The organism is Lactococcus sp. LG1074, from assembly GCF_017309525.1.
In the GTDB taxonomy this organism is placed as follows: Bacteria; Bacillota; Bacilli; order Lactobacillales; family Streptococcaceae; genus Lactococcus; species Lactococcus petauri.
Window position 1 is genome coordinate 31,089 of record NZ_CP071294.1, and the last position, 25,821, is coordinate 56,909.

General features: G+C 35.4%; 18 protein-coding genes and 3 pseudogenes. 6 read left to right on the forward strand and 15 right to left on the reverse strand.

All coding sequences use genetic code 11. The annotated features are described in order from the left end of the window. Positions 1 to 11 precede the first annotated feature (11 nt). The 3 genes and pseudogenes from J0J36_RS10195 to tet(L) form a co-directional block, all read right to left on the reverse strand. Positions 12 to 470: pseudogene (locus J0J36_RS10195) on the reverse strand (protein rep); the annotation flags it as partial. 244 nt (positions 471 to 714) lie between these two features. Continuing rightward, a complete protein-coding gene (gene mobV, locus J0J36_RS10200; protein WP_000119405.1) occupies positions 715 to 1,977 on the reverse strand; it encodes a MobV family relaxase in 1,263 nt (420 codons plus the stop codon). A gap of 563 nt (positions 1,978 to 2,540) precedes the next feature. Further along, positions 2,541 to 3,914 carry a tetracycline efflux MFS transporter Tet(L) gene (tet(L), locus tag J0J36_RS10205; protein WP_002387933.1) on the reverse strand — a complete coding sequence of 458 codons (1,374 nt, stop codon included), beginning with the start codon at positions 3,912 to 3,914 and terminating at the stop codon, positions 2,541 to 2,543. A 132-nt stretch (positions 3,915 to 4,046) separates the two neighbouring features. Here tet(L) and J0J36_RS10210 point away from each other — a divergent pair. Then, positions 4,047 to 4,397: pseudogene (locus J0J36_RS10210) on the forward strand (IS6-like element IS1216 family transposase); the annotation flags it as partial. A 53-nt stretch (positions 4,398 to 4,450) separates the two neighbouring features. Here J0J36_RS10210 and J0J36_RS10215 read toward each other — a convergent pair. Then, positions 4,451 to 5,131, reverse strand: coding sequence for an IS6-like element IS1216 family transposase (locus J0J36_RS10215; protein ID WP_001015311.1), 681 nt, complete (start codon positions 5,129 to 5,131; stop codon positions 4,451 to 4,453). A gap of 41 nt (positions 5,132 to 5,172) precedes the next feature. Between J0J36_RS10215 and J0J36_RS10220 the strand changes: the two genes are divergently transcribed. Together J0J36_RS10220 and J0J36_RS10225 are read left to right on the forward strand one after the other, a co-directional pair. Then, complete coding sequence (locus J0J36_RS10220) at positions 5,173 to 5,457, forward strand: hypothetical protein (protein WP_206886835.1); 285 nt, start codon at positions 5,173 to 5,175, stop codon at positions 5,455 to 5,457. Positions 5,458 to 5,497: 40 nt separating this feature from the next. Then, positions 5,498 to 6,370: a DUF5677 domain-containing protein gene (locus J0J36_RS10225; protein ID WP_206886836.1), complete on the forward strand. Its 873-nt coding sequence runs from the start codon at positions 5,498 to 5,500 to the stop codon at positions 6,368 to 6,370. Positions 6,371 to 6,533: 163 nt separating this feature from the next. Here the strand turns inward: J0J36_RS10225 and J0J36_RS10755 are convergent, their stop codons facing one another. Then, positions 6,534 to 6,608 carry a putative holin-like toxin gene (locus tag J0J36_RS10755; RefSeq protein WP_352110434.1) on the reverse strand — a complete coding sequence of 25 codons (75 nt, stop codon included), beginning with the start codon at positions 6,606 to 6,608 and terminating at the stop codon, positions 6,534 to 6,536. Positions 6,609 to 6,954: 346 nt separating this feature from the next. Here J0J36_RS10755 and J0J36_RS10235 point away from each other — a divergent pair. Further along, positions 6,955 to 7,195: pseudogene (locus tag J0J36_RS10235) on the forward strand (transposase); the annotation flags it as partial. Between the two features lie 148 nt (positions 7,196 to 7,343). Here the strand turns inward: J0J36_RS10235 and J0J36_RS10240 are convergent. The 4 genes from J0J36_RS10240 to J0J36_RS10255 all read right to left on the reverse strand — a co-directional run bounded on the left by J0J36_RS10240 (position 7,344) and on the right by J0J36_RS10255 (position 11,504). Beyond that, on the reverse strand, positions 7,344 to 8,033 hold the full coding sequence (locus J0J36_RS10240) for a Crp/Fnr family transcriptional regulator (RefSeq protein ID WP_206886838.1): 690 nt from the start codon (positions 8,031 to 8,033) through the stop codon (positions 7,344 to 7,346). 85 nt (positions 8,034 to 8,118) lie between these two features. Further along, positions 8,119 to 8,664, reverse strand: coding sequence for a DNA-binding protein (locus J0J36_RS10245; protein ID WP_011915219.1), 546 nt, complete (start codon positions 8,662 to 8,664; stop codon positions 8,119 to 8,121). A gap of 48 nt (positions 8,665 to 8,712) precedes the next feature. After that, on the reverse strand, positions 8,713 to 8,940 hold the full coding sequence (locus tag J0J36_RS10250; protein ID WP_012898751.1) for a heavy-metal-associated domain-containing protein: 228 nt from the start codon (positions 8,938 to 8,940) through the stop codon (positions 8,713 to 8,715). Positions 8,941 to 9,641: 701 nt separating this feature from the next. Beyond that, a complete protein-coding gene (locus J0J36_RS10255; RefSeq protein ID WP_206886839.1) occupies positions 9,642 to 11,504 on the reverse strand; it encodes a heavy metal translocating P-type ATPase in 1,863 nt (620 codons plus the stop codon). A gap of 330 nt (positions 11,505 to 11,834) precedes the next feature. Between J0J36_RS10255 and J0J36_RS10260 the strand changes: the two genes are divergently transcribed. After that, positions 11,835 to 12,044: a helix-turn-helix domain-containing protein gene (locus tag J0J36_RS10260; protein WP_206886802.1), complete on the forward strand. Its 210-nt coding sequence runs from the start codon at positions 11,835 to 11,837 to the stop codon at positions 12,042 to 12,044. Positions 12,045 to 12,344: 300 nt separating this feature from the next. Here J0J36_RS10260 and J0J36_RS10265 read toward each other — a convergent pair whose 3' ends face one another. The 4 genes from J0J36_RS10265 to J0J36_RS10760 form a co-directional block, all read right to left on the reverse strand. Then, the gene (locus J0J36_RS10265) at positions 12,345 to 12,896 is read right to left on the reverse strand and encodes a recombinase family protein (RefSeq protein WP_011997527.1); all 552 of its coding nucleotides are present in this window, start codon (positions 12,894 to 12,896) and stop codon (positions 12,345 to 12,347) included. 165 nt (positions 12,897 to 13,061) lie between these two features. Then, positions 13,062 to 13,781 carry an ADP-ribosyltransferase gene (locus J0J36_RS10270; RefSeq protein ID WP_206886803.1) on the reverse strand — a complete coding sequence of 240 codons (720 nt, stop codon included), beginning with the start codon at positions 13,779 to 13,781 and terminating at the stop codon, positions 13,062 to 13,064. A 27-nt stretch (positions 13,782 to 13,808) separates the two neighbouring features. Beyond that, positions 13,809 to 14,183 (reverse strand): ArsC/Spx/MgsR family protein, encoded by a 375-nt coding sequence (locus tag J0J36_RS10275; RefSeq protein WP_042753266.1) that lies wholly within the window; start codon positions 14,181 to 14,183, stop codon positions 13,809 to 13,811. Between the two features lie 218 nt (positions 14,184 to 14,401). Continuing rightward, positions 14,402 to 14,503 (reverse strand): putative holin-like toxin, encoded by a 102-nt coding sequence (locus J0J36_RS10760; protein ID WP_225210430.1) that lies wholly within the window; start codon positions 14,501 to 14,503, stop codon positions 14,402 to 14,404. A gap of 242 nt (positions 14,504 to 14,745) precedes the next feature. On the opposite strand from J0J36_RS10760, the gene J0J36_RS10280 reads away from it, so the two are divergent. Then, positions 14,746 to 15,492 (forward strand): hypothetical protein, encoded by a 747-nt coding sequence (locus J0J36_RS10280; protein ID WP_206886804.1) that lies wholly within the window; start codon positions 14,746 to 14,748, stop codon positions 15,490 to 15,492. A gap of 78 nt (positions 15,493 to 15,570) precedes the next feature. Here J0J36_RS10280 and J0J36_RS10285 read toward each other — a convergent pair whose 3' ends face one another. Both J0J36_RS10285 and J0J36_RS10290 read right to left on the reverse strand, forming a co-directional pair. After that, on the reverse strand, positions 15,571 to 16,905 hold the full coding sequence (locus tag J0J36_RS10285) for a hypothetical protein (RefSeq protein ID WP_206886805.1): 1,335 nt from the start codon (positions 16,903 to 16,905) through the stop codon (positions 15,571 to 15,573). Between the two features lie 16 nt (positions 16,906 to 16,921). Continuing rightward, positions 16,922 to 25,816 (reverse strand): SNF2-related protein, encoded by an 8,895-nt coding sequence (locus J0J36_RS10290; RefSeq protein WP_242520672.1) that lies wholly within the window; start codon positions 25,814 to 25,816, stop codon positions 16,922 to 16,924. Between the last annotated feature and the right edge of the window lie 5 nt (positions 25,817 to 25,821).

Consider the following 25,821-nt stretch of genomic DNA (forward strand, 5'->3'; position numbering starts at 1 on the left):
TTTATTTAAAACTTTGCAACAGAACCATATTGCATCATTCGGCGAAATCCTTGAGCCATATCTGACAAACTCTTATTTAATTCTTCGCCATCATAAACATTTTTAACTGTTAATGTGAGAAACAACCAACGAACTGTTGGCTTTTGTTTAATAACTTCAGCAACAACCTTTTGTGACTGAATGCCATGTTTCATTGCTCTCCTCCAGTTGCACATTGGACAAAGCCTGGATTTACAAAACCACACTCGATACAACTTTCTTTCGCCTGTTTCACGATTTTGTTTATACTCTAATATTTCAGCACAATCTTTTACTCTTTCAGCCTTTTTAAATTCAAGAATATGCAGAAGTTCAAAGTAATCAACATTAGCGATTTTCTTTTCTCTCCATGGTCTCACTTTTCCACTTTTTGTCTTGTCCACTAAAACCCTTGATTTTTCATCTGAATAAATGCTACTATTAGGACACATAATATTAAAAGAAACCCCCATCTATTTAGTTATTTGTTTGGTCACTTATAACTTTAACAGATGGGGTTTTTCTGTGCAACCAATTTTAAGGGTTTTCAATACTTTAAAACACATACATACCAACACTTCAACGCACCTTTCAGCAACTAAAATAAAAATGACGTTATTTCTATATGTATCAAGATAAGAAAGAACAAGTTCAAAACCATCAAAAAAAGACACCTTTTCAGGTGCTTTTTTTATTTTATAAACTCATTCCCTGATCTCGACTTCGTTCTTTTTTTACCTCTCGGTTATGAGTTAGTTCAAATTCGTTCTTTTTAGGTTCTAAATCGTGTTTTTCTTGGAATTGTGCTGTTTTATCCTTTACCTTGTCTACAAACCCCTTAAAAACGTTTTTAAAGGCTTTTAAGCCGTCTGTACGTTCCTTAAGGAATTCCTTAGTGCTTTCATAGATTAAACTCACATCACGCTTTAAATCGCTTATTTTAGACTTTAAAGACTTGTTTTCTTCAAGCAACTCATTATAATCATTTACATTTTCATTAAATCGCTCTACAAGACCACTATATTTTTCTTTAACTTGCCCATGTTCTTTACTTAATTTTTTATATTCTCTCGCCATATCAGTACTCATGAGATTTCTAACATGCTGTTTTAACCTATCGTTATCTCTCGCAGCAGTCACTAAGTTTTTATAATCACGCTCCGATATAACAACATTTTTGGTTGGTTTCTTTTCTGTTTTCATTATTTCTTTTCCCAAACCAAACATGGACTTTTCACCCGTTGGCACTTCAACACTTTTCATGTGTCGTTTCGCTGGTACTTCTAAATCTGATTTAACTTTATCGCTATAAGCAGTCCATTCATCTTTTTTAACTGCTAAATTTTTTTCTAGAAAATCAATCTCTTTTTCCAAAGTTTGTTTTTTAAATTTAGCTGTCTCAATATGTTTACGGTCAGAGCCACGTTCACCACGCTTCAACTCAAAACCCTGTTTTTTCATATGCTCGGGGAATTTATCTTGTAGCCATAACAGTTCTTGACGATTAAACACATTTTTTCCTTGCAGTTTTCCATCACGCATAGGCACAACACCTAAATGCATGTGAGGGGTTTGCTCATCATTATGAACTGTTGCATAAGCAATATTTTGCTTGCCATATCGTTCGGAAAATAATTTATAACTTTCCTCAAAAAATCGTTTTTGTTCTCCTGGATCCAGTTGCTCAAAAAAATCTCGGTCAGATGTTACTAGCAACTCATTTACAAGAACAGCATCTTTCCTCGTTTTTCTTGTACCTGTTTTTTGTGATTCAATAATTTCTTTGACACGTTCGTTGTAATCAATATTTTTATCATTTTTCAAATCATAATTTTCACGTGTTCGCTCATGGTCAATATCATCATTCGTTCTACTTTTTCGCTCTCTTTGATTATGAAATTGCATGCCTTTTAGTCCAGCTGATTTCACTTTTTGCATTCTACAAACTGCATAACTCATATGTAAATCGCTCCTTTTTAGGTGGCACAAATGTGAGGCATTTTCGCTCTTTCCGGCAACCACTTCCAAGTAAAGTATAACACACTATACTTTATATTCATAAAGTGTGTGCTCTGCGAGGCTGTCGGCAGTGCCGACCAAAACCATAAAACCTTTAAGACCTTTCTTTTTTTTACGAGAAAAAAGAAACAAAAAAACCTGCCCTCTGCCACCTCAGCAAAGGGGGGTTTTGCTCTCGTGCTCGTTTAAAAATCAGCAAGGGACAGGTAGTATTTTTTGAGAAGATCACTCAAAAAATCTCCACCTTTAAACCCTTGCCAATTTTTATTTTGTCCGTTTTGTCTAGCTTACCGAAAGCCAGACTCAGCAAGAATAAAATTTTTATTGTCTTTCGGTTTTCTAGTGTAACGGACAAAACCACTCAAAATAAAAAAGATACAAGAGAGGTCTCTCGTATCTTTTATTCAGCAATCGCGCCCTTTAATGGAACAAAAAGATTTGAATTCCTGTTATAAAAAAAGGATCAATTTTGAACTCTCTCCCAAAGTTGATCCCTTAACGATTTAGAAATCCCTTTGAGAATGTTTATATACATTCAAGGTAACCAGCCAACTAATGACAATGATTCCTGAAAAAAGTAATAACAAATTACTATACAGATAAGTTGACTGATCAACTTCCATAGGTAACAACCTTTGATCAAGTAAGGGTATGGATAATAAACCACCTACAATTGCAATACCTGTTCCCTCTGATAAAAAGCTGGTAAAGTTAAGCAAACTCATTCCAGCACCAGCTTCCTGCTGTTTCAAGCTACTTGAAACAATTGTTGATATAACTGTTTTGGTGAACGAAAGCCCACCTAAAACAAATACGATTATAATTGTCATGAACCATGATGTTGTTTCTAAAAGAAAGGAAGCAGTTAAAAAGCTAACAGAAAGAAATGTAACTCCGATGTTTAACACGTATAAAGGACCTCTTCTATCAACAAGTATCCCACCAATGTAGCCGAAAATAATGACACTCATTGTTCCAGGGAAAATAATTACACTTCCGATTTCGGCAGTACTTAGCTGGTGAACATCTTTCATCATATAAGGAACCATAGAGACAAACCCTGCTACTGTTCCAAATATAATTCCCCCACAAAGAACTCCAATCATAAAAGGTATATTTTTCCCTAATCCGGGATCAACAAAAGGATCTGTTACTTTCCTGATATGTTTTACAAATATCAGGAATGACAGCACGCTAACGATAAGAAAAGAAATGCTATATGATGTTGTAAACAACATAAAAAATACAATGCCTACAGACATTAGTATAATTCCTTTGATATCAAAATGACCTTTTATCCTTACTTCTTTCTTTAATAATTTCATAAGAAACGGAACAGTGATAATTGTTATCATAGGAATGAGTAGAAGATAGGACCAATGAATATAATGGGCTATCATTCCACCAATCGCTGGACCGACTCCTTCTCCCATGGCTACTATCGATCCAATAAGACCAAATGCTTTACCCCTATTTTCCTTTGGAATATAGCGCGCAACTACAACCATTACGAGTGCTGGAAATGCAGCTGCACCAGCCCCTTGAATAAAACGAGCCATAATAAGTAAGGAAAAGAAAGAATGGCCAACAAACCCAATTACCGACCCGAAACAATTTATTATAATTCCAAATAGGAGTAACCTTTTGATGCCTAATTGATCAGATAGCTTTCCATATACAGCTGTTCCAATGGAAAAGGTTAACATAAAGGCTGTGTTCACCCAGTTTGTACTCGCAGGTGGTTTATTAAAATCATTTGCAATATCAGGTAATGAGACGTTCAAAACCATTTCATTTAATACGCTAAAAAAAGATAAAATGCAAAGCCAAATTAAAATTTGGTTGTATTGAACCCTGTTACATTCATTACACTTCATAATTAATTCCTCCTAAACTTGATTAAAACATTTTACCACATATAAACTAAGTTTTAAAGGTTCTGTTGCAAAGTTTTAAATCTACTATCAAATAAGGTAGAATAATAGAAAAAGATAGCAGGAGGAATGACGATGAATCATTTTAAAGGAAAGCAATTTCAGCAGGATGTGATTATTGTAGCCGTGGGCTACTATCTTCGTTATAACCTTAGCTATCGTGAAGTTCAAGAAATCTTATATGATCGTGGCATTAACGTTTCTCATACGACGATTTATCGTTGGGTGCAAGAATATGGCAAACTACTCTATCAAATTTGGAAAAAGAAAAATAAAAAATCCTTTTATTCCTGGAAAATGGATGAAACGTACATCAAAATTAAAGGAAAATGGCATTATTTGTATCGAGCCATCGATGCAGATGGTTTAACCTTGGATATTTGGTTACGTAAAAAACGGGACACACAAGCAGCCTATGCTTTTCTGGTTCTGTTGCAAAGTTTTAAATAAAGAATAAAATCCCTTACGGTATCTATGATTTAAGCTGGGATTCCCAATAATACCTTGATTTCAGTACAGACCGAAAACCCGAAGAGAGTGCCTTCTTTTCGGGTTTTCTTATATAATCCTCGGATGGCTTCCATACCTTTAATCGTGGTAGAGGCAGTGCGTAAACTTCGATAGAATTTATTGCGTCTCTTTACTGGACGATGGTCTTGTTCAATCAAATTATTCAGGTATTTAATGGTACGATGTTCTGTCCCTTGATAAAAGCCGTATTCTTTTAGTTTCTTAAAGGCACTTGTAATAGAGGGGGCTTTATCTGTGACTACAACCTTCGGTTCATCAAACTGCTTCACTAACCGCTTAAGAAAAGCATAGGCTGCTTGTGTGTCCCGTTTTTTACGTAACCAAATATCCAAGGTTAAACCATCTGCATCGATGGCTCGATACAAATAATGCCATTTTCCTTTAATTTTGATGTACGTTTCATCCATTTTCCATGAATAAAAGGATTTTTTATTTTTCTTTTTCCAAATTTGATAGAGTAGTTTGCCATATTCTTGCACCCAACGATAAATCGTCGTATGAGAAACGTTAATGCCACGATCATATAAGATTTCTTGAACTTCACGATAGCTAAGGTTATAACGAAGATAGTAGCCCACGGCTACAATAATCACATCCTGCTGAAATTGCTTTCCTTTAAAATGATTCATCGTCATTCCTCCTGCTATCTTTTTCTATTATTCTACCTTATTTGATAGTAGATTTAAAACTTTGCAACAGAACCAATAAACTTCAAAAAAAAATTTCTTCAAAAGAAGAAGAGTTAATAGAATATCAAGAACTTTTTAAAAATGAAGTACAGGAGCATCATTTAATTAAATATAAAAGACGTGAGTTAAGACAATTAAAGGCTGAGTTAAAGGACGTACGTAATAAACATCAAGATTGTAAATCATTTTACTCTCAGTATGATAAAATTATTGCTCATATGATAGCATATATTTATTCAATGAGAGAAAATAATCTATTAAGCTAATCTAATTAAATTTTACTACATAGAAAAAGAGGAATAAATAATGAGCGATACATTACCTAACTATTCACAAATATACGAGTTAACTAAACGCAGATTAAGAGGTTTAAAAAAATTATCTGAAAAACGTCAAAATTTTGGCATGGAAGATATGGTACTTTTAACACTTTTAGGAAATATGAATCAAAGATTACACACTATGTTTAGTTTGTTAGAGTTAGGTATAACAGATGGGGTATTTCCACTTCAACGTACGTTCTTCGAAATGTTAGTAGCGTATAAAGCGATGCTACAATCAGAAAACAAAGAACGTTATGTACAGTTTTATCGAAATAAAAATAGTTTTGAGACAAGTAATAAGGTGCACCGAATGCTCTCAAAGAGCGATCCAGTTAAAGGTTCTTTTGAAGAATGGGAAATAAAGTTTGGCGAAAAATATAAAAATATTTCCCAAGATGAGTTAGAACTAATATTAAATGGAAAAAAAGGAAGTAAGTTTAAACAGTGGTTTGAATTAGCAGCGGGCAAAACATTTAGCGAGCTAGTCCAAGATATAGATGTTGATCCTATGGTATTTTATATTTGTTATGATGAGCCTTCAAATTGGGTACATCCTCAAAGAATTGAAAAGAATATAAATCCAAACGATTTTGAACCTGTTATGGCTTTGTCCTTTTATGGTATCATGCTTTCCTCACTTCTAAGATCTTGTGTCTTTTTATATGACTCAATGGCTGATTTTGCAGAGTATATAGAAATATTGGAAAGTAAACAATTAACAAGCTATGGTAAGTCTTTTTCAGAATATCTAGATAATTTAAAAATTTTTATTGCGAATGAACATAAGAGAATTTATAATGAAGAGCAAGAAAAAGAAATTGCGAATGACATAAAAAAAATAATGAAAATTAATTGATCCATATTTGTTGTACTGAAGTATTTGCAAAAATATCATATAGTGATATAATAGAAATAAAGAAAAGAGCTTGCTAGTAACAAGCTCCATAGAGACCGTTTAAGACGGTTGACTAATATTCATCTAAAAAAATAGATCCTACTTCGTCAAAAGTTTAGCGGGTCTATTTTTTTATGTTCTTTACAATCACAATAATGAGATTGAGCAACATAACAATGAAACTTGCAAATGCAATCATCAATGTTAAGCTGTCTGAGACACTCAAAAATTTTTGCCTTTCTAGTTTGATAGGGGAATACCTATACTCATAGGCATCACCCCTCTTTCTATACTTAGCCAACCGCTATAAACTTTCTCTTTAAATATTATAACAAAAAGAAGAAATAGTATCTATATAGATAGAGATAAGAAAACAACTTTCAATAATATTTTGGTTTATTTGACAGTTGTTTTTTCTAAAAACGATATACTTCCTGTTATATCTATCTTTCTAATATATGTAAGAGTGGAGCTATACTATAAAAGTAGACACAAATATGTGTGTTATAATCTGTCTAAGAAGACACAAAAACGAAAGGACTTTTATGTCAGGCTTTAAACGTTACGACGAGGAATTTAAACAATCTCTTGTCACCCTTCTACCAAACAGGTAAAACTCAATCTGAACTCTGTAAAGACTATGGAGTCTCCGTTTCTGCACTTGCAAAATGGATCAACCAGTACTCTCAAGTTCATCTTGAAGATAATACAGTGTTGACTGCTAAACAGATTCAAGAATTGCAAAAACGCAATGCCCAATTAGAGGAAGAGAACTTTTTTAAGAAAATATAGTTCATTTTCTGTCTAATTATTTGACATTAGTCCAATCTAGTGCAATATCATTTTGAGAAACAATATTGGTTCCTTTTTTCATCTGGCATTAGGTCTGGATCTTGTGTAGGATCAGAATCTATTGTGTCCTCTTTAGACCATTTTAAGCATAATCATCTTCAAACCTATCAATATCTAGTATTTTGATTACCTTTCCTCGACGCTCAATGAATCCCTTTTCTTCTAGTATTTTGAACTTACGAGAAATAGTTTCGGGAGTTGTTCCAATGAACGTTGCGAGATCTTTCATTTTCATTGGAATCGTAACAAGATTTGAATCTACTATTTTGACGAGTTGCAAAAGATAATTAGCGATTCGACTTTCAACATCTTCCATCATGAGAAATTGTGCTTGATATTGCATTTCCGCAGCTCTTCTCACGGTGGTTTCAAGTAATTTCAAACTTAGCTCGGGATATTTTAACAATAAATTTTTGAAATCTTGTTGTCGCAAAAAGCAAATTTTTGTTTCTTGCAATGTTTCGCCATAAAGATTCTCATTCACTACTCCAAACAAGGCGTCTTCACCTGCATATCCACCAGGTTCAATTACACGTAGTAACTGCTCTTTACCAGCGCTAGAAAGCTGATATATCTTTAAAGTACCGTGCGCCACAATTGCGAGTTGAGGCACCGTAAAAGGGCTGATGACCGCTTCGCCCTTTTCAAAAGTCTTATGATGAACAACCTGCTCAACTTGCGCCAGTTCACTTTCTGAAAGTAAAGCAAATAGTGGGACAAGCTGTACACAGTGGTGTTCATCATGACTAAAATGATGTTCATACTTGCTCATTTTGGTAATTCTCCTTATCTTATTATCGCGCTAAAATTATAAAACTGCAAGCTTTGTTCAATTAAAGCCTACAGTTTCGTAAAAATTAATTGTCATTATCTTCATCTTCGTCATGAAAATCAGCAACAGCTTTACCCAAATCACCTGCCAAGTGACGAATAACTTGAAGATTGTAGCCGTAAAGTTCGACTACAACAGCTGCCAAAGCAAATTTTTCTTCTTTATTTGCTAGCTTAATTGCTCGCGTAATGAACATATTTTGTGCTTGAAAATCTGCAATGAAGCTTTCAAGTAGAGCTTCATCAGTCCAATATTTGGCTTTTGGATCCTCAGTAATGAACTTGTGATACTTTAAAAATTCTTCAGTTGTACTTGGTACAATCTCATTTTCGTCAAGAAGTAAATCCGAAATTTTAAAGAAATATTCATCTTCTTTTTTTGCAATTTCACGTAAATACTCACACTTAACTGGGCTTTTCGCGTATATTCCTGCTTGAGTCAGTCGTACATTTTCAATGAACAAATTGGATAAGACATGTCCTAGCATCGCACCAGCCGTAGGCTTGTGGTGGTCAACCTCTGCTTTATCAAGTTCTTTAGCATATTTTTCATCAATCGTTAATTTAGTCATCAATTTTTTCCTTTATTCAATTTATAGTGCTGTCTTTACTGGTAGAAATCACACAACAGTTACTTTGCTACTTAAAACAGGGTACCCAAGTTTCTCAACCTTGCTGATAAGTTCATCAGCACTGACAACATTTTCGTCAAATTCTGCTTTAACTTTTGATGCATTGAAAAGCACTTTTGCATTTGCTACACCCTTAGTTGTAGTCATTGCTCCTTCGATTTTTGCCATGCAAGATGGGCAGCTCAATTCATTGAGTTTCATAATTACTTTTGACATAAGATTCACCTCTTTCTCTTTCTTTATAAATTAATTATAACTCGTTAGTACTAGCAAAAAATTGATATCTATCAAGAATATCAATTTTATTTTTTTATCTACAAAATAATAAAGTTTCTCGAGTCTCTTTTTTAACGCTGAATAACCTTCTATGAGGAGCGCAATCAGCACCAGTTAGAGTCTACCGAGACGGTCCGCGGAACGGTGTTTAAATCAATCCCTAATTTTGCCTGTATGAGATTTAAAAGAGCAAAACCATTAGTGATTTTTTTAAAACATCCATCGTACATAAGATGTTTGAAGTGTTCTGAAAACGCTATGTCCCCTCCTACCTGACAATCTTCCTGTCTAGCAAATGTGTGTGTTTCCTTTTTAAATAATTGTCATTGGAACTTCCTATCTATTTTTATAAAAAAGTTATATTGAGATAGGTATCAAAGCTTTTAAACAAGTTCAAATCCCTAACGTGCTACATTGCTTGCGATAGTTTCTCTCATAGCCTCAAATTCAGTGTCTTATTGAACCTCCCTATTAGTAAGGAAAACTTTAATTGTAAAGATTCTAGAAGCCATCGAAAATGTCTCGATGATTTTATCAAATCATTTTTGATAAAATCATTATAAACTTTATTGATATCAAAAAAATGATTCCTTTCAAAAAAAGAAAACAAACCGCATAAATTTTGGTTTGTTTCCATTCTTCTATTTCTCTCGATACCTAATCAGTCGCATGCCATTGACAATGACGATAAGGATACTAGCTTCGTGGACGAACATACCTGTGCCCATGTTGACAAAACTAGGTACTAATCCTGTACCTCCAAGAATTAGACCAGCCAGTAAAAAGAGCACAACTACAATCGCAATCACAATATTTTGTGTCATGTTGGCAACCGTGCGTTTACTCAAACCATATGCATGGACAAGTTCGTCAAAACTGGATTTCATTAGCACGATATCGGACGTTTCAATCGCAGTATCAGTACCAGAACCCATTGCAATACCTATATTAGCAAGTGCCAAGCTAGGGGAATCGTTGACACCATCACCGATAAAAGCAATTTTTTTACCAGAGTTTTTGAGTGATTTGACAACTTCAGCTTTTTCCTCAGGCATGAGATTGGCACGTACTTCATCAATATCGAGTTGAGAAGCGACTGCTTTAGCTGTTGTCTCGTTGTCTCCAGTCAGCATAATCATACGAGAAATACCTTCGTGGCGTAGCTCTTCGAGGGCTTCTTTGACACCAGAACGCATTTCGTCTGCGATACCATAAACCAGTTGTAATCTGTTATCAGCTGCAACCAAAACAACTGATGCACCAGAATTAGTAATTTCTGCGATGTCCTGTTTCTGCTCGGGAGAAATCGTGATGTGGTTAGCCACCATCATTTTTTCATTACCAATCAATAGGTCGTCTGCGATGATCCCCTGTCCTTTAACAACGTCCGTTTTTGCAAATTTGACAGGATTGAATTCTCCAATCATGCGTACAACAGCTGTTGCTAATGGGTGATCGGATTCATTTTCTGCTGAAGCAACTGCATCAATCAGTTCTTTTGAAGCACCATAATTTTTGACGACAACAACTTCTGTATTGCCTTTCGTCAGAGTACCCGTTTTATCAAACAGAAGCGTGTCAATATGACTGAAGGTATTCATAACATCACCTCCCTTAATAAGGACACCTCTTTTTGCACCATTACCGATTCCCGCAACATTTGAAACAGGCGCACCAATCACGAGGGCACCAGGACAACCGAGTACGAGAATCGTGATGGCTAGCTCTAGATTATGACTAAAAACCCAAGCAATAGCTGCAATAACAAGTACCGCTGGCGTGTAATACTTAGCAAAGCGGTCGATGAATTTCTCAGCAGGAGATTTGGTATCTTGGGCTTCTTCGACCAGTTCAATGATTTTACCAAAAGTTGTATCTTCGCCAACTTTTTCTGCTTCTACGTAAATTGTACCATTTTCTAAGATAGAACCTGCAAAAACCTTAGCACCAGTTTCCTTTCTGATTTCACGTGATTCACCTGTGATGCTGGCTTCGTTGACATAGCCAGACCCTTGGTAAATATGACCATCAACAGGAACTTGACGTCCTGTTTTTACTAAAAGTTTATCACCAATTTCAACTTCATCAATGTCTATTTCTTCGCCATCAGCAGATAGGGCTGTACTGGGTGCCATATTCGTGAGTTCTTTGATACTAGATCGCGTTTTTTGAAGCGTTTTTTTCTCTAAAAATCCACCGAAAGCAAAGAGAAAAGTGACAATTGCTGATTCTTCGTATTCACCGATGAACAGAGCACCGATAACTGCAATAGAAACTAGCAGGTCAATCGAAATTTGTTTCACTTTGATTGCTTGATAGGCATGAATTGCAACAGGTATAAAACCGATAATACTTGCAATAATCATTGTCGAATTCCAAATCCATATTTGATTTACACCATATTTACCAAGGTATCCGAGTACAATGAGAATGGCTGAGAGGATAACCAAGTGATTACTGTGTTGTTGAAGTTGTTTTTGAAAGTTCAGTGTTATTTTTGCCATATTTTCTACTTCCTTTGATTTTCTTTATGATACTAGTATAGCGCTGCCCTTACTGATAAAAATTGACAACTATCAAGAAAATAAAAAAATTATACTATTTTACATGTTTCCTATATATAAGACTTAATATTGTATTTGGAATATAGCAAAAAAGAATAAAACGATTGAAAAAAGTCATATAATAAAGAAAAAGGACTTGCTGCAAACAAGTCCAATATAGCCGAGTAAAAGTCGGTGGCAGTATTTAGTTCGAGAACTGTTAATTAGCCAAAGTTGATATGACCCTAAAAATATAGACTTAAGAACTTATAAATTTGGAGGTCATTTTTCTTGTCAAAATATTCCATTGAGTCTAAATTAAAAGTAGTTCGTGAATATCTAGAAGGCAAGACTGGGGCAACGTTTCTTGCAAGAAAATATAATATCCCCTCATCAGGACTCCTTAGAAGTTGGATATGGAAGTACAAATCTGAAGGAGCTGCAGCTTTTCAGAAAAAGGTTAAACAAAATTATGCTTATAGCAAAGTTTTTAAAGAGTGAAAAATTATTAAGACTATTGGGTTCAGGTAAAATATTTCTATTAATGTAAAAGTTTTTAATACTGTACATGTTGTAATCTTCATCAATTACAGACTACTCTGTGTTATCAATTAAATAATTTTCTATAATAAATAATGCTTGGTACAGATAACCCTTTAGATTGTCTTTATTTATTCCTCGTATAAAATGAAGAAATCATTGAATAGTTTGCCTTCAATTTTATATTCTGGAATCATAAGTTTATCTGAAATTTTTTGTAAGATATTCATCATCATCTCCTGATTTTACTTTAAATATATACTATTTATTAATATATCGATAAATAGTTGTTCTCGAAACACCCCAAGACTCCGCAATATTCTTTATTGGTGTTCCACTATCTACAAGTGTTTTAAGTAGCTCTATATCTTTCTCAGAGAATTTCTCAGGTCGACCACCTAATCTTCCTCTAGCACGTGCTGCAGCTCTTCCTGCAGCCGAGCGTTCAAGAATAAGGTTACGTTCAAACTCCGCAAATGCTGCAAATAAATGAAACATAAGCTGTCCAGTAGAACTTGATTTGTCCATCGTGATATTTTCTTGCAAACTATGGAAACTTACTCCTTTATCGTTTAGTGAGTTGACTATGCTGATTAAATCCTCCATATTTCTTCCCAATCGATCCAATCGCCAAACGACAATTGTGTCTCCGGGCCGAGAAAATTCTATTGCTGATTTTAACCCTGGTCTATCTTTTTTACTTCCAGACATGTGATCAGTAAATATTTTCTCACAGTCATATTTTCCAAGACTGTCTTTTTGTAAATCTAAATTTTGTAGTCCAGTTGAAACTCGTGCATATCCAATATTCAAATTTCTGTACCTCCGTTAGTTTAATTGTATCATAACTTAAAACAATATATATAAATGGACATAGATTAAATTATGGGTTAATGAACACAAAATATAAAAGATATTGACGAAAATTGTAGAAAATAAAAAGTGTCCAGAAAATGGAGGTTTTCTGGACACTGAATTCTACCACAAATAATTTTGATCAGGGATATTCTTTAACCGTATAGGGTAGAAAGTTTTACCATCTTTCTTATAAGGGTAATCAATTAAATACATAGTTGCATTTTTAAGAACTAATAATTCAAATTCACCTCTATGACATCCTCTTATCAAATTTGTATATACACAAGCTGTACCTTTATCAACATAGATTTCTAGTACCTTGTTATAGTCAAATTCGGAATTTTTAAGAGGCTTGCTATTTAATAAACAAGTACTCAAGAATGCAGGGTCTGTAAATACACGTTCTTCTTTATTCGCTTGTAAAATATCTTGAATAGCTTCATCAGGTACAAATCTATAGGTAACTATATTTTCTGGAAGTCTAGGAGAATGTAATAATAATGTTGAGAGGACATCATTATAATTTTTTAGATTTGTCGTCCAATCTTTCATTCCTCTTAAAAATCTATTTAATTTTGATCCTTCATGCCCACAATAGAATCTAATAGGGTCACTTGAATTATCTGATTCTATATAATTTTTTATCGTAGCTCCCGTAAGAGAAGAATGACCGTAGATATTACAATATTGTTGTGACCAATCTCCGTAGTATTTTTTAGCCCAGGCAACAGCAGATTCTTCTGAATTGAGTCTTGTATATTCAGATTGAGATATAGCATATTTGGGGAATTTTTTCCCAAGAGGCTCATTATACTTAAGGTTAAACAAAAATTTATTCATGAGAATATTATACTACAAAAATTATACTCAAAGACGGTGACGTCGATAAGCTTTTGGGAGAAACTTTCGTATTTCATCTTCGTTATATCCAATAAGAAGACTATGGTCATCTATAATAATAGGAGTCTGAAGCACATAAGGATGTGTAAGTAGGAAGTCGAGTGCTTCATTAAACGAGAGATATTCCATATATCTTAGTGCTTCTTTAACCTCCATGCTACTCTTTCCTGGGCGCTTTACAATATCTATTAGTCCCTCATCGGAATCTTTGAGTATTTTGACAAGATCGTTCCTGGTCATTTTACTTATTTGCTGTTTTTGTACGTTGATATTGTATTTTTCAAACCAAGAAAATGCACGTCGAGAAGAACCACAGCTCCCCCTGTAATAAATTTTTATCATTATCCACCTTTTAAACTTTCCTTATTTTATCATAGTCTTATCAAATAGCAATGTTATTCAAAAGACAAAAAAAGAATAAAAGGATTGAAAAAAGTAAAAAAAAGTCATATAATAAAGATAAAGAAAAAGGACTTGCTACCAACAAGTCCCATGTAGCCGTTTTAAGAACGGTAGCAGATATTAATTCATAAAATGACCTTATCCGCTAAGATGAACGGTCATTTTTTGTTACTTGTGTTTATGACAAGAATCATTAATGTTGCAAAAGCAATCATAAGACTCAATGTCTGATAAACAGTCAAAAAATTTTCGCCTTTCATGTTTTGTGAGGAATTGCCACTAAAACCATGGCATCACCTCCAATCGGGGCTACCGTTCATAAACTCTACCATATTATTATATCAAAAAAAGAGCTAACAGACCATTGAACAATGTACTTTGGTCTTTTTTCTTGCCATTTTTCTTGATAAATAAATAATAAAAAACACCTATTATTTATTGACGACGTAAATAAACAATGTTATAATTAATACATAAAGAAAAACGAATAGAGGAGAATGAAATGAACGAAAATAAAAAACTAGCGAAAGCAATGGAACAAGAATTATTAGCTTTCTTCAAGCAAGATAAAGTCAAAAAAGAGTTGCTGAAGTTCGCAATCTCCGATGTAAAAATGGTGAAAGAATATGGTGGTGACAAAGCTGAATATCTCGCACTGTTTGAAGAACAAGGTTCAGATAAAATTTCTCTTGAAGAATCAGGAGTGAGCTACCCTCTACAAGAGCGATTGAGTAAAGAAACTTATGAGAAGTACCTTACTACAGTAGAAGAAGCAGATAACGAAAGTGTTGAAGACTTTCTTGAAGAGAATGGTTTAAAATATGCTTGGTTGGCAAGTGACATTATCTACTACCAAGACTTAATGTTTAAGCTATCATCTCCTTTCAAGTATGAACAAGTTTGGGATAATGATGAACTTATTGAATTGGATAATAGTGCAGGAGACATCATAAGTCTTACGGTCAATGAATTATCTCTCTTTAGTGAAAAAGAAATCGTATATCAAGCAGGAGAAGGGCATCTGACAAATAATATTGATGAAGCATTGACTTTAATCAATAAAGATATGTCTGAAGCAGATGATATTTATAGTGAGCTTGGAGAAGAAATCTATAACAAATTCTTTGAAAAGACACTTGATGAAACTGAAAAACAATGTGTTAGAGAATATTATGATGAAATCTTTGGAATGGAAGTAAATTATATTAAGGATTTGCTCAAGGAAAAAATTGAAGAGGAATATCTCTAAGCAAAAAAAAACACCTCACAAGCAACAAAGCCTGTGAGGTGTTTTCAGTTAAAATATATTTATTAAGTTATGGTATTTTTAAATCCAGTCATTAGAAGTGACTTTCGCTTCAGAGGTATAGTTTGCCTTAAACCAGTTGTGTTCATTTGCGATTAAAGGAACGACTTCATCATCAATAAAATGAAACAAAGGAAGTCCGTTCTCTTCGTCAAACCCTATCAGACTCTCAGAGAGAAGTGCCGTATAATCGAGTGTTTTTTGATGTTTACAATCTATCCATAGAATCATGTCACGTGGACTTTGGAAGGCTGATCCAGAATAGCCCCATCCATTAGATTTAAGTTGTTGGTCAAGAATAAATCGAGGTAAATCTTCAGGGATTTCTCTTACAACTTCACCATCCTTAATAAACAGAACCTTACAAGAAACTTCTGTCTTTTCTTTTTTGATTTGTCTTGGAGTGTAATGAGAGTCCAAATCAAGTTCTGCGTGATGCTGGTTGAGGTATTCATCAAAAGTGCTTTCACAATATTTTTTAGAGTAGCGATTATAAGTATAGTAGAAATCAAAGAATTTGATGTACTCGCCAAACAACTCATCTTCTTTTTTTTCAAGGATATTAAAGTCCTCACCAGATTCAGGGTCTTTACAATCCCTAAAGAACCAACCGTAGAAAGTAGTCAATTGTCCTGTGGTCGTTCCTCCTTGTTGATGTGCAAGCTCTAAAAGATCATCAACGGAGGGATTTTCTCTGTATTTATCATAAAAATCTTTAGAGTAGTTGAAATCAGGGAAAAGTGCTTGAATTTCCTTGAACATTTTCTTAGGTACACCGAGTAGTTCTAATAATTCAGGCGTATTTCCTTTTTGAATGTCTTCTAAATAAAAATAATGAACGTTCTTTATCTCAGGTTGGGGATTTGTTTCTGATGTTCCATCGACGAGAATATATTGTGTACCGACGATTTTTTCAACGCTTTTCAGTCGGAGGTGACGATTGGTGAACTCATCAAAATAATAAGTTTCTTGGGTGAGTAGCTTTGTTTTAAGGTCTATTTGGGTGATTTCGACCCCTTTAAGTCTGTCATAGCGGAAAATGGGCTTGACTTGAACAACTCCTTGTTTTCCTTCTTCAAAAATATACTTTATTTTTTCATTTCGACTTTCTTGTAAGGTCACTTTATAGTGAAAATGTAAATCGAGGTACTCTGTTGGACGTTCTTTTTTTATTTTTGGAGAAGAAAGTAGGATATCTTGGTCTTCTTCATCTTCGTATTTCTTAATTTCCTTGGTTTCTTTTTTTCTATTTTTAAAGCTATTTAAAATAAATTGAACTGCCTCAGAGGCGAGTAAAATTAATATTCCCCAAAGTACAAGGATAAGGGGGAGTTGCCAGTTGTTAAGTATATTCATATTTTTCTTCTTTCTTTTACATTTCCATATCGAAATCATCGGTCACATCTCGAACGGCTGTGACATCGTCTGATTTTTGTTGTCTTAAAAGGTCTTTAAGCTCAGTATGGCGAGCTTTTTTCGTGTTGTAGGTTTCTTCATCGGGGAAGCGTTTAGCCTTATCCTCTTCGGTTTGTGCAATCGCCGATTGTAGTCGTGAAATATCTTTAAGTGTTGCTGCTGCGGACTTCTCAATACCCTCATCAATTCTATTGTTCAATCGAGTAAGAATGCCTGTAGGGCTCTCTAAAGAGACCATACAGCTATATTGTGCATGACCTTTCATAAAGAGATGTTCTTCCATTGTCGTTTGACCTGTGACTGAAGCGGAAGGGTTATGATAAATTTCAAAACCTCGGTATGTCGCAATATGTTGCATGATTTTATTTGCTTGAAGATTATTTTCCGCAAGGCTCGTATTGATACGTCCAACCAAAGCAAGACCTACATCTGCTTTTTTATCTTCTTCTGTAAAAATTTTAGACTGATCGTTGAAATGTAAGGTTAATTCAAAAGGTTTGTCTTGAGTGTCCTTTGCATTTTGAACGTCTAATTGTTGTTTTTCATAGAGTTTCTCGGCTTGGGGGAGTTTTTCTTGGTCTTTAAGGACACGTTCTTGACTTCTGGCCTGTTCTTCATAAAAACGATTGCGAGAGCGCTCCAATCCTTGGAGTTCCATCTCAATTTGCATAAATTCGGCTTGTAGAGGGTTACCATTTGCGGCAGCCTTAAGTTGGCTAGCAGTTGGAATAGCTGTTTCCATTTCTTCCATTTCCCTTGACGTCGAGGTGCCTTCCATGACTTGTTCCGTGAATTTGATTTTGTTTTCTTGTGTTTGCCACAAGAAAGAATCCATCGTACCAGGAGTAATATAATAATGAATTTGAACTTTTTCGTTTTCATTTCCTTGTCGGATAATTCGACCGTTACGCTGTATAACATCTGAAGGGCGCCAAGGTACGTCGAGGTGGTGTACTGCAATAAGCTTGTCTTGAACGTTTAGACCTGTTCCAGCTTTCCCTGTTGAGCCAAGTAAAATACGTATTTTACCCTCACGCATTTCTTGCATCATGACAGCTTTTGTTTTATCTGTAGCTTCATGGATAAAACGAACTTCCTGTTCTGGAATGCCTTTTTTGACTAACGCTGCTTTTATTTCATCGTAAGCAGAAAAGGAGTTGATCGTTTCGTCAGTATTTTTAGCTTGAGAATTTCTATATTTTAATGGAACAGACATATCTGAGAAAATAATTTGAGTGCCTTTTTGTTCATCATATTTTTTATAAATATCAAATACTGTATTGACAACTTGTTGGAGCTTATTGGAATCTTCTGCAGTATAATATTTGTCATCGAGGGTGCGCATATCAAGACTTAACTTTTTATTTTCTCCCACAATGCGCAACATATTATCTTCCCAAGGTTTTACAAAACCTCTTTCAATGTTCGATGCACGTTGAATTAAGTCGTTTGTGTAGAGTTTTTGAGCTTCAGTAATCGGACTTTTATGTGTGATAATCTCTGCTTCAGGAACAGGTAAATCAAGCATATTTGAGGTTTGAATGTCCCATGTTTCCTTGAACATGTTCATTAATTCTTGCATATTGCCAAATTTGACAAAGCGGCGATTGATTTTAAATGTCCCTGCTGCAGTTAATTCGAAATTATTTTCAATCATTCCAAAGGTCGACACCCACGTGTCGAAATTCAAAACACCATAACGTGCTAAGACATCAGGCTCTGTATATCTCATCATGGTGTACATTTCAACCACAGAATTAGAGAGAGGTGTACCCGTTGAGAAAATGACACGTCGATAATTATATTGATTTTGAAGATATTCAATTTTCTGTTGGAGATCCATTGCTTTTTGGCTTCGTGTATCAGAGATGCCTTTGACATTTTCCAATTGCGTCATTGGCGCAAGGTTTTTAAAATTGTGAGCTTCATCGACCACAAGAAGGTCGATACCCAGTTCTTCAAAATTGATAAAGGAGTCGGTATCTTTCTTTTGGAGGTCTTCTAAAGATTTTTCCATCCGTTTAATACGTTGCTCAATCTTCTTCACGGTAAAGGACTTGTCATCCATATTTTCCATAGCTGAACGTTCTGCTTCAAGTTGAGTAAGAATATAATGTTCCTGGTACTCTTTACTCATCGCAATTTTTCCAAACTGAGAGTCCGCAATAACAATAAAGTCGTATTTTCCTGTAAGAATACGACTGACAAAGCGTTTGCGATTTTCTTTTTGGAAGTCCTCAGACTGTGCAATCAAGACATGACTTTCAGGGAAATATTGGTAAATTTCACGACCAAATTGTTCGACCAAAGGTTTTGGGATGACAAAAAGAGGCTTTTGAGCAATACCTAATTCTTTCATTTTTCTTGCACTGGCAAGCAGTGTGAGAGTTTTACCAGCACCTACCTCATGGGCAAGCCCTGCACGTCCTTCTATCACGGCACGCATGACCGCATTTGCTTGGTGAGGGCGAAGTTTAAACTGTTTTGCTAGGCCATTGACCGTCAATTGAGACCCGTCATACGTCCGCCCCACGTAACGATTGAATTTCTCATTATAAATCTGAACGATTTCCATTTGTACATCGGGAGTTTTTAAGACCCAGTCTTTAAAGGCTGAGGTCAACATTTTTCCTTTATCTTGAATAGCTTCAGTCGCAACCTCATCAAGGACACGTTTTTTACCTGTTGGGTCGTTGGGGTCTGGTTTGTAAATTTTGGGATCACGTAAATTTAAAAGTTCTGTCGCAAGTTTATCTCCGGGATAATTTTTGGAAGCCAATCCAAATTTATCTCGGAGACCGTAAGTTCCTTCCATTCGTGCAGCAACTTTATAGCTATCCCCTCTTTCGTCATACTCAATCGTTATCCAATCAGCATTATAATCGTCATCATAATAACCTTTTTGTTCAAACTGCTCTGCTAAGAAGCGTTGATAAACAGGAATTGGAATAAAACGTGCGCCCAATCGATAATTAATATCACTTAAGGGCAAATCAAGCGGAATGACTTCTTCTAGAGCTTGTATATTTACTGACCAATCATAGTCTTCGACTTCAAAATCATTATTCGTTTTGGCAAGAGAGAGCTTTGTCTTAACATCTCCAGACAGGTACTCCTCTCTGGTCGCATACTGCCCGTTTCCTTCATAGAAGATTTGATTGCCAAGTTCTTGAATAATATCCTCACGTGTATGTCCTTCATAAACATCAGTCATATATTCAAAGTCAAGTTTCCCTTTGTGGTTCAAACTTGCAAGTAGTGCATCCCCTGCAGAGGAAACCACTACCGATTGTGGGAGAGGTTGAATGGTTGGTTCAAAAAATACAGGGGCTTTACTGTACTCTTTTTCGTGGGTAATAGAATTTTCTTTTTCTTGTTCAATAGACGTCAAGAAAGGATAGTAATCATCACGACGTAGAAGTGTTGCATTTTCGGGACGACTTACTGCACCATATTTCTTCACGAAGGTATCATATTTATCATTGAGACGACGAAGCAACGTCTCATATTCTACCTTGTACTCAGGTTCTGAAATGTCATGTATACGTTGAATATTAAGAACATCTTGTAAACTGTGGCGCAAGTCAATCATCCCTTGCATCGCTTTGACATCTCGAGAGTTATAGTCTTGTGTATAGCTGTATTTTGTACTTACTGCTTCTTCTACGGTTAAAGTAAGAAGGTTATCTTTCCCTTTCGAAACGGTATAACGATGGTCTTCGTGTATAGTTTGGTCATAACCATCATTGAGCATTTCCAAGACCTCATGAGGGATTTTAGGAGTATTTGCTTTTGCCGGGGTAAAAATGAAATTTGACCATGAATCAAAGTAACCTGAACCAGAAAAGATATTTTTGTAAGACGTTTTCTTATCAAAAATTCTATCTTTAACTTTTTCAAAGCGATTCAATTGATTTTGTCTGGTTTCATTAGCATTCAATGTTATGCTAGACGTTTTTTGGTGTTGGACGACTTCTTCTCCATTGTGATAGTAAGGGACACCTTCGATAACTTCAATGGTATAAGGCTCAATGTTAAAATCTTCCGTTTGACCTGGTAACTTGATTTCTTCTAAAACTTGAAGTGTCTTATCCTTCTTTTCAAAAGGTTTTATGTCAATTTGTGTATCAGAAAGGACATTTCCTAATTCCATTGGAAGGTCATCCAATGAAAATTCGGGTGTAATTGAGAGCGTTCCACCATTAAAGGCTTCAATTTTGATATGGCCAAGAATATGATCAGGATGATTCTCAAAATATTTATTATAGTGAACCGTATTGCCTCTCTCATCACTGAGGGAGGTAGTTTCTAACCATTCGGGCGAAGGGTCGGGTGTACTTGTTTTTTGGAAGATAAGAATGTCACTCGATACGTCAGTTCCCGCAATAGCAGTAAATGCATTTTTTGGTAATCGTGCTGCAGTAATTAAGTTTGCTTGACGTGCGAGTTCGCTACGTACTCTATCGTCTCGTTTATCCATCGTGGCTGTAGAGGTTATCACAGCAACAAAGCCCCCTTCATGTACTAAGTCAAGGGAGCGTTTTATAAAGTAATCATGGATGACGTGATTTTTTTCATAACGTTTATCAACGATAGGAATTTGCCCAAAGGGAACGTTGGTAATCACTAAGTCTAAAGCGTTGTCCACAAATTTTGTATGCTCAAAGCCCGTCACTTGTATGTTTGTCGCTTGATGCAATTGTTTTGCGATTTGCCCTGTAATTTTATCCAGCTCTACACCATAAAGCTCGCTATTGTCCTGTAAAGCTTCAGGAAGTGTTGAGAAGAAGTTTCCTGTTCCCATCGAAGGGTCAAGAATTTTCCCACCTGTAAACCCTAGATTTTCAAGTGAAGCATACATTTTTTGAATAAGCTGAGGGTCTGTGTAATAGGCCGTAAGGCTCGACTCACGCATCGCAGAATATTCTGCTAAAGACACCAATTTTTTAAGAGTATTTCGCTCTTCTTCAAAGACAGGATTGGATTCATCAAAGAACTTGTTCGCAATACCTCCCCATCCCACGTATCGTGCAAGAACTTGTTGCTCAAAAGGAGTGGCCAAACGCTTTTCTTCATCAAGCTTTTTGACGAGCTGAATAGCTTCAATATTTGCTTCGACTTTCTCACGTGGAGTTTTAGGATAAATGTTCTCTTCAGGGAAAATAAAGTTGACCTTATCCTGGTAGTTTTGAGGAACTACTTCAGCAATTTTATCTTCAGTAATTGTACAACCATCATCTTTACTTTCATTGTTAGAAGGAGTACCTTCAAGAACATCAAATAGCGAGATTTCGCTATTGTTCTTTTCTGCTGCAGTTCTTCTTCTACTTTCTTCTGAACGAAGTTCTGCCCAACGTGTAAAAGCACCTTTTCTATAAACGTTACCGTTCTTCCCAATCATGGTATTGTAACTTTCACGTAAACCATCGAGAAGTTCATCGTCTGAAAGTAGCGTTAAGTCTTCGTCTTCAGATTTTGAATCGTTCTCATTCGTATAATCTTGGTTGTTTTTTTCTTTATCTGACTTCCAAGCTTTATATTTTTCTTGTTCTTCAGAGGTAAGATAATCATTAGAAGCGATGAGAAAGTCCAATCGTTCGGCAATGTTCTTCCAAGGCAGTAAGACATCATCATTATCTGAGTAAAAGCGTAAGCCCTTAGCGTCATGCATTTGTGTGTACTTATTTTCTCCAAAAGCAGAATGACCACCCACACCGTATTCGTCTTTCAAAAAAGAAATCCGGTCAGTGAGAGAAGCGTAATTTTTAAAGAAATCATATATTCTAAATTTTCCCTCTCGAACACCAGAACCCCATTGTAAGTCCTCTTTAATTTCCTTTTCACGTACTTGTTCAACTTCTTCAGGGGAGGGAACATCAAGGTCAATTGTTTCAGTGGAAGACTTTGAAATTTCTTCTTCTGCATCAAAGAGGTTGACTTCTTTTATAGTAGCCTTATCTTTAGTCGCATTAAAAATCTCTATTTCTTCATCAGAGGCTAAGCGTGCTTTGACAGTTTCATAGCGGTAGAGTTTTAATTGAGGGTAATAGCTGTAGTCTGCGGGTTCATGATCATCCACAATTCTCCTTACCGCCTTTTCAGTAGACATCGGTTGAGAACTGTCTTCAGGAAGAGAAGAAATTTTTATAAGTTCCTCATCATATCCAGAAGCCATATATTGCCCTTCGAGAAAGAGAATATCTCCCACTTTGTATTGGAACTCTTGATTTGTGTAGTCAAAATAGAATTGTTTTACCTTCTTATCGAAGTCCCTATCATCTGTTAAGCCCCAAAAAGCAGAAGATACTTCTAACTCTCCATCCAAAGAAAGCAGAACTTCTGTTCCCCAAGGATTCTCTTTTACAAGGTCTGTGCTGGTTTCATCTTGTGTGATAATAAATTTATCGGAAAGATCGAAATGTTGAATGACTGCTTCCAAGAATGTTTTATCTGAAGTGTTATTGTTCTCATTTTTTGACTCAACTTTTAAAGAGGGGTGTTTGATTATTTGGTGTAATTCCTCAATAGCTTCATTTATATCCTTATTCTTAACTCCTCCACTATATCCATAATCCATCTTATCCCAGCGATCAATCAGGTGTACTATTTGTTCTTTTTGTTGTTCTGTAAATTCAGTATCATAGAACCTTTGAAAAAGTGCTGTATTAAATCGAGCTGCTTCTTCGGTCAGTTCAACTCCAGAATCTCCTTCCAAGAAATCTTTAACAAGCTCTTCTTCTGAATATTGAAGCCAACTCTCATGTGCACTTGGAAATTCTTCTCGAAATCTTTCATTTCGTATATTTTCTAGACTTTTATTTTCAATTGTAGAACCTGGAGAAGTATTTTCCTCTGCAGCTAAAACTTGAACATCTTTAGTTAAGTTTTCTTCAGTCTTTGTATCAGAACTTTCGTTTTGAAAGTTAATTGTTTCAGAGGAAGGCTTTAAAATATCCTCTTCAGTATCAAAGAGGTTGACTTCTTTTGTAGTAGCCTTATCTTTAGTCGCATTGAAAATCTCTATCTCTTCATCAGTCGCAAGGCGTGCCTTAACTGTTTGATAACGGTAGAGTTCTAGTTGAGGGTGATAGTTGTAGTCAGTTGGCTCACGGTTATCTACAATTCTCCTTACCGCCTGTTCAGTAGACATCGGTTGAGAACTGTCTTCAGGAAGAGAAGAAATTTTTATAAGCTCTTCATCATATCCAGAAGCCATATATTGCCCTTCGAGAAAGAGAATATCCCCCACTCTGTATTGAAACTCTTGATTTATGTAGTCGGAATAGTATTGTAAAACTTTTTTCTCAAAATCTTTAATTTCAGTTATAACAGAAGCAGCTCCCGAAACTTCTAACTCCCCATCCAGAGAAAGAACATTCTCAGTCCCCCAGAAGTTCCCTTTTATGAGGTCTGTGCTGTATTCGTCTTGTGTGACAATAAAGTTATCTGGGAGTTCAAAATGTTCAATTACAGCTTCCAAAAATGCTTTATCTGAAGTAAGAGCCTCATCTATTCCTTCAGTAGTCTGTTGTTGGTGCTCTTGAATATGATTTGGTTCATGGACGAGATTGTGATATTGAGGGGAAACTTCCTCCAAACCTTGACTGATACTTTCCCAAGAAAGATTTGTATAGTCAATGCTTGGAAGAATATCATAGATATTCGTTCCATCTTTCTTCCAACTAATTCTTCCATTCACTTCTTTGATAAAATCTAAAGCCAGATCAGGAGATTTTTGAACAGCAGAAATAATTTCCTCTCTCCTTTGAGCATTTTGAATTTTTTCTTCATCAGAAATACTACCGATATTGGGACTTGTCAATAATGCAGGACTAATTTGAGCATTTCCCCTTTGTACTTGATCAGAAGAATAAAGCTGAATAAATAAAGCACCTAAGTCATCATTAATTTTAAAAGTGAGGGTGGGTACCGTAGTATTGTAAATATTATCTGAGACAGATTTTTCCTCTGTAGGTAAAATTTCGGTCTCTTCAGTTAAGTTTTCTTCAACTTTTGTATCAGAGATTTCATTTTGAGCATCAAATACATCAGGTTTATCAAAAGATAAATCACTATCGAGAGATGCAATTTTTTGGTTCAAGGTAGCTTGTTCCTGGACTAAATTTTCAGTCCTTTTTTCAACTTCTTCATACAAGCTGTAAACTTGTGTTGAAAGTTCTTTGGAGTAATTATTTCCCAAAGCAAAGGTACGCAACAAATTATCTTCAGGGGCCATTTCATCAATAGATGTACTTATTTTGTCAAGAAAGGCATTATAACGCTCGCTGTCCTCTAAAAAAGCCCCAAACTCTTCACAAATGTTATATTTTGCAAGAGTCAGAGCTAATCTTTGTTGTTTGGGAGAGTAACTCTCAAGAGCAGCTGCAGGGACATGCTCCTTTATGTATTGCTCGATAGAGTCTGAAATACTTTCAAAATATTGGCCATAATGTTCCTCACCAATAAAATAGTCATTCCCTGTCAGTTCTGCAAGAGAATTGGTCAATAAGCGGTCAGAAAGGACAGTATCACGTATGTCAGGCACTGTATGAAGTGTTGTTTGTGCAATGTCAAAGAGTTGTTCGGACAGACGTCCTTGTTTGTCATAAAGTCTAACCGCAACTTTTTGACCAAATTGAACGCTCGATTCTGTACTGTAATCTTTCCAAAAATCAAAAGACCCCAGATAGCGAGCTTCAGGGTACTGGACAAAGATTGAGATGACATCTTGTATTGGTCGTTTATGATGATAGCGATTAAAGTTTAAAAATTCTAGTTTATCTTCACGTGTTAAAGTCTGAAACGTAGAGATAAAGTGTTGTTGGGCTTGTATAAGTTCGTTTCTGTTCAATTGTT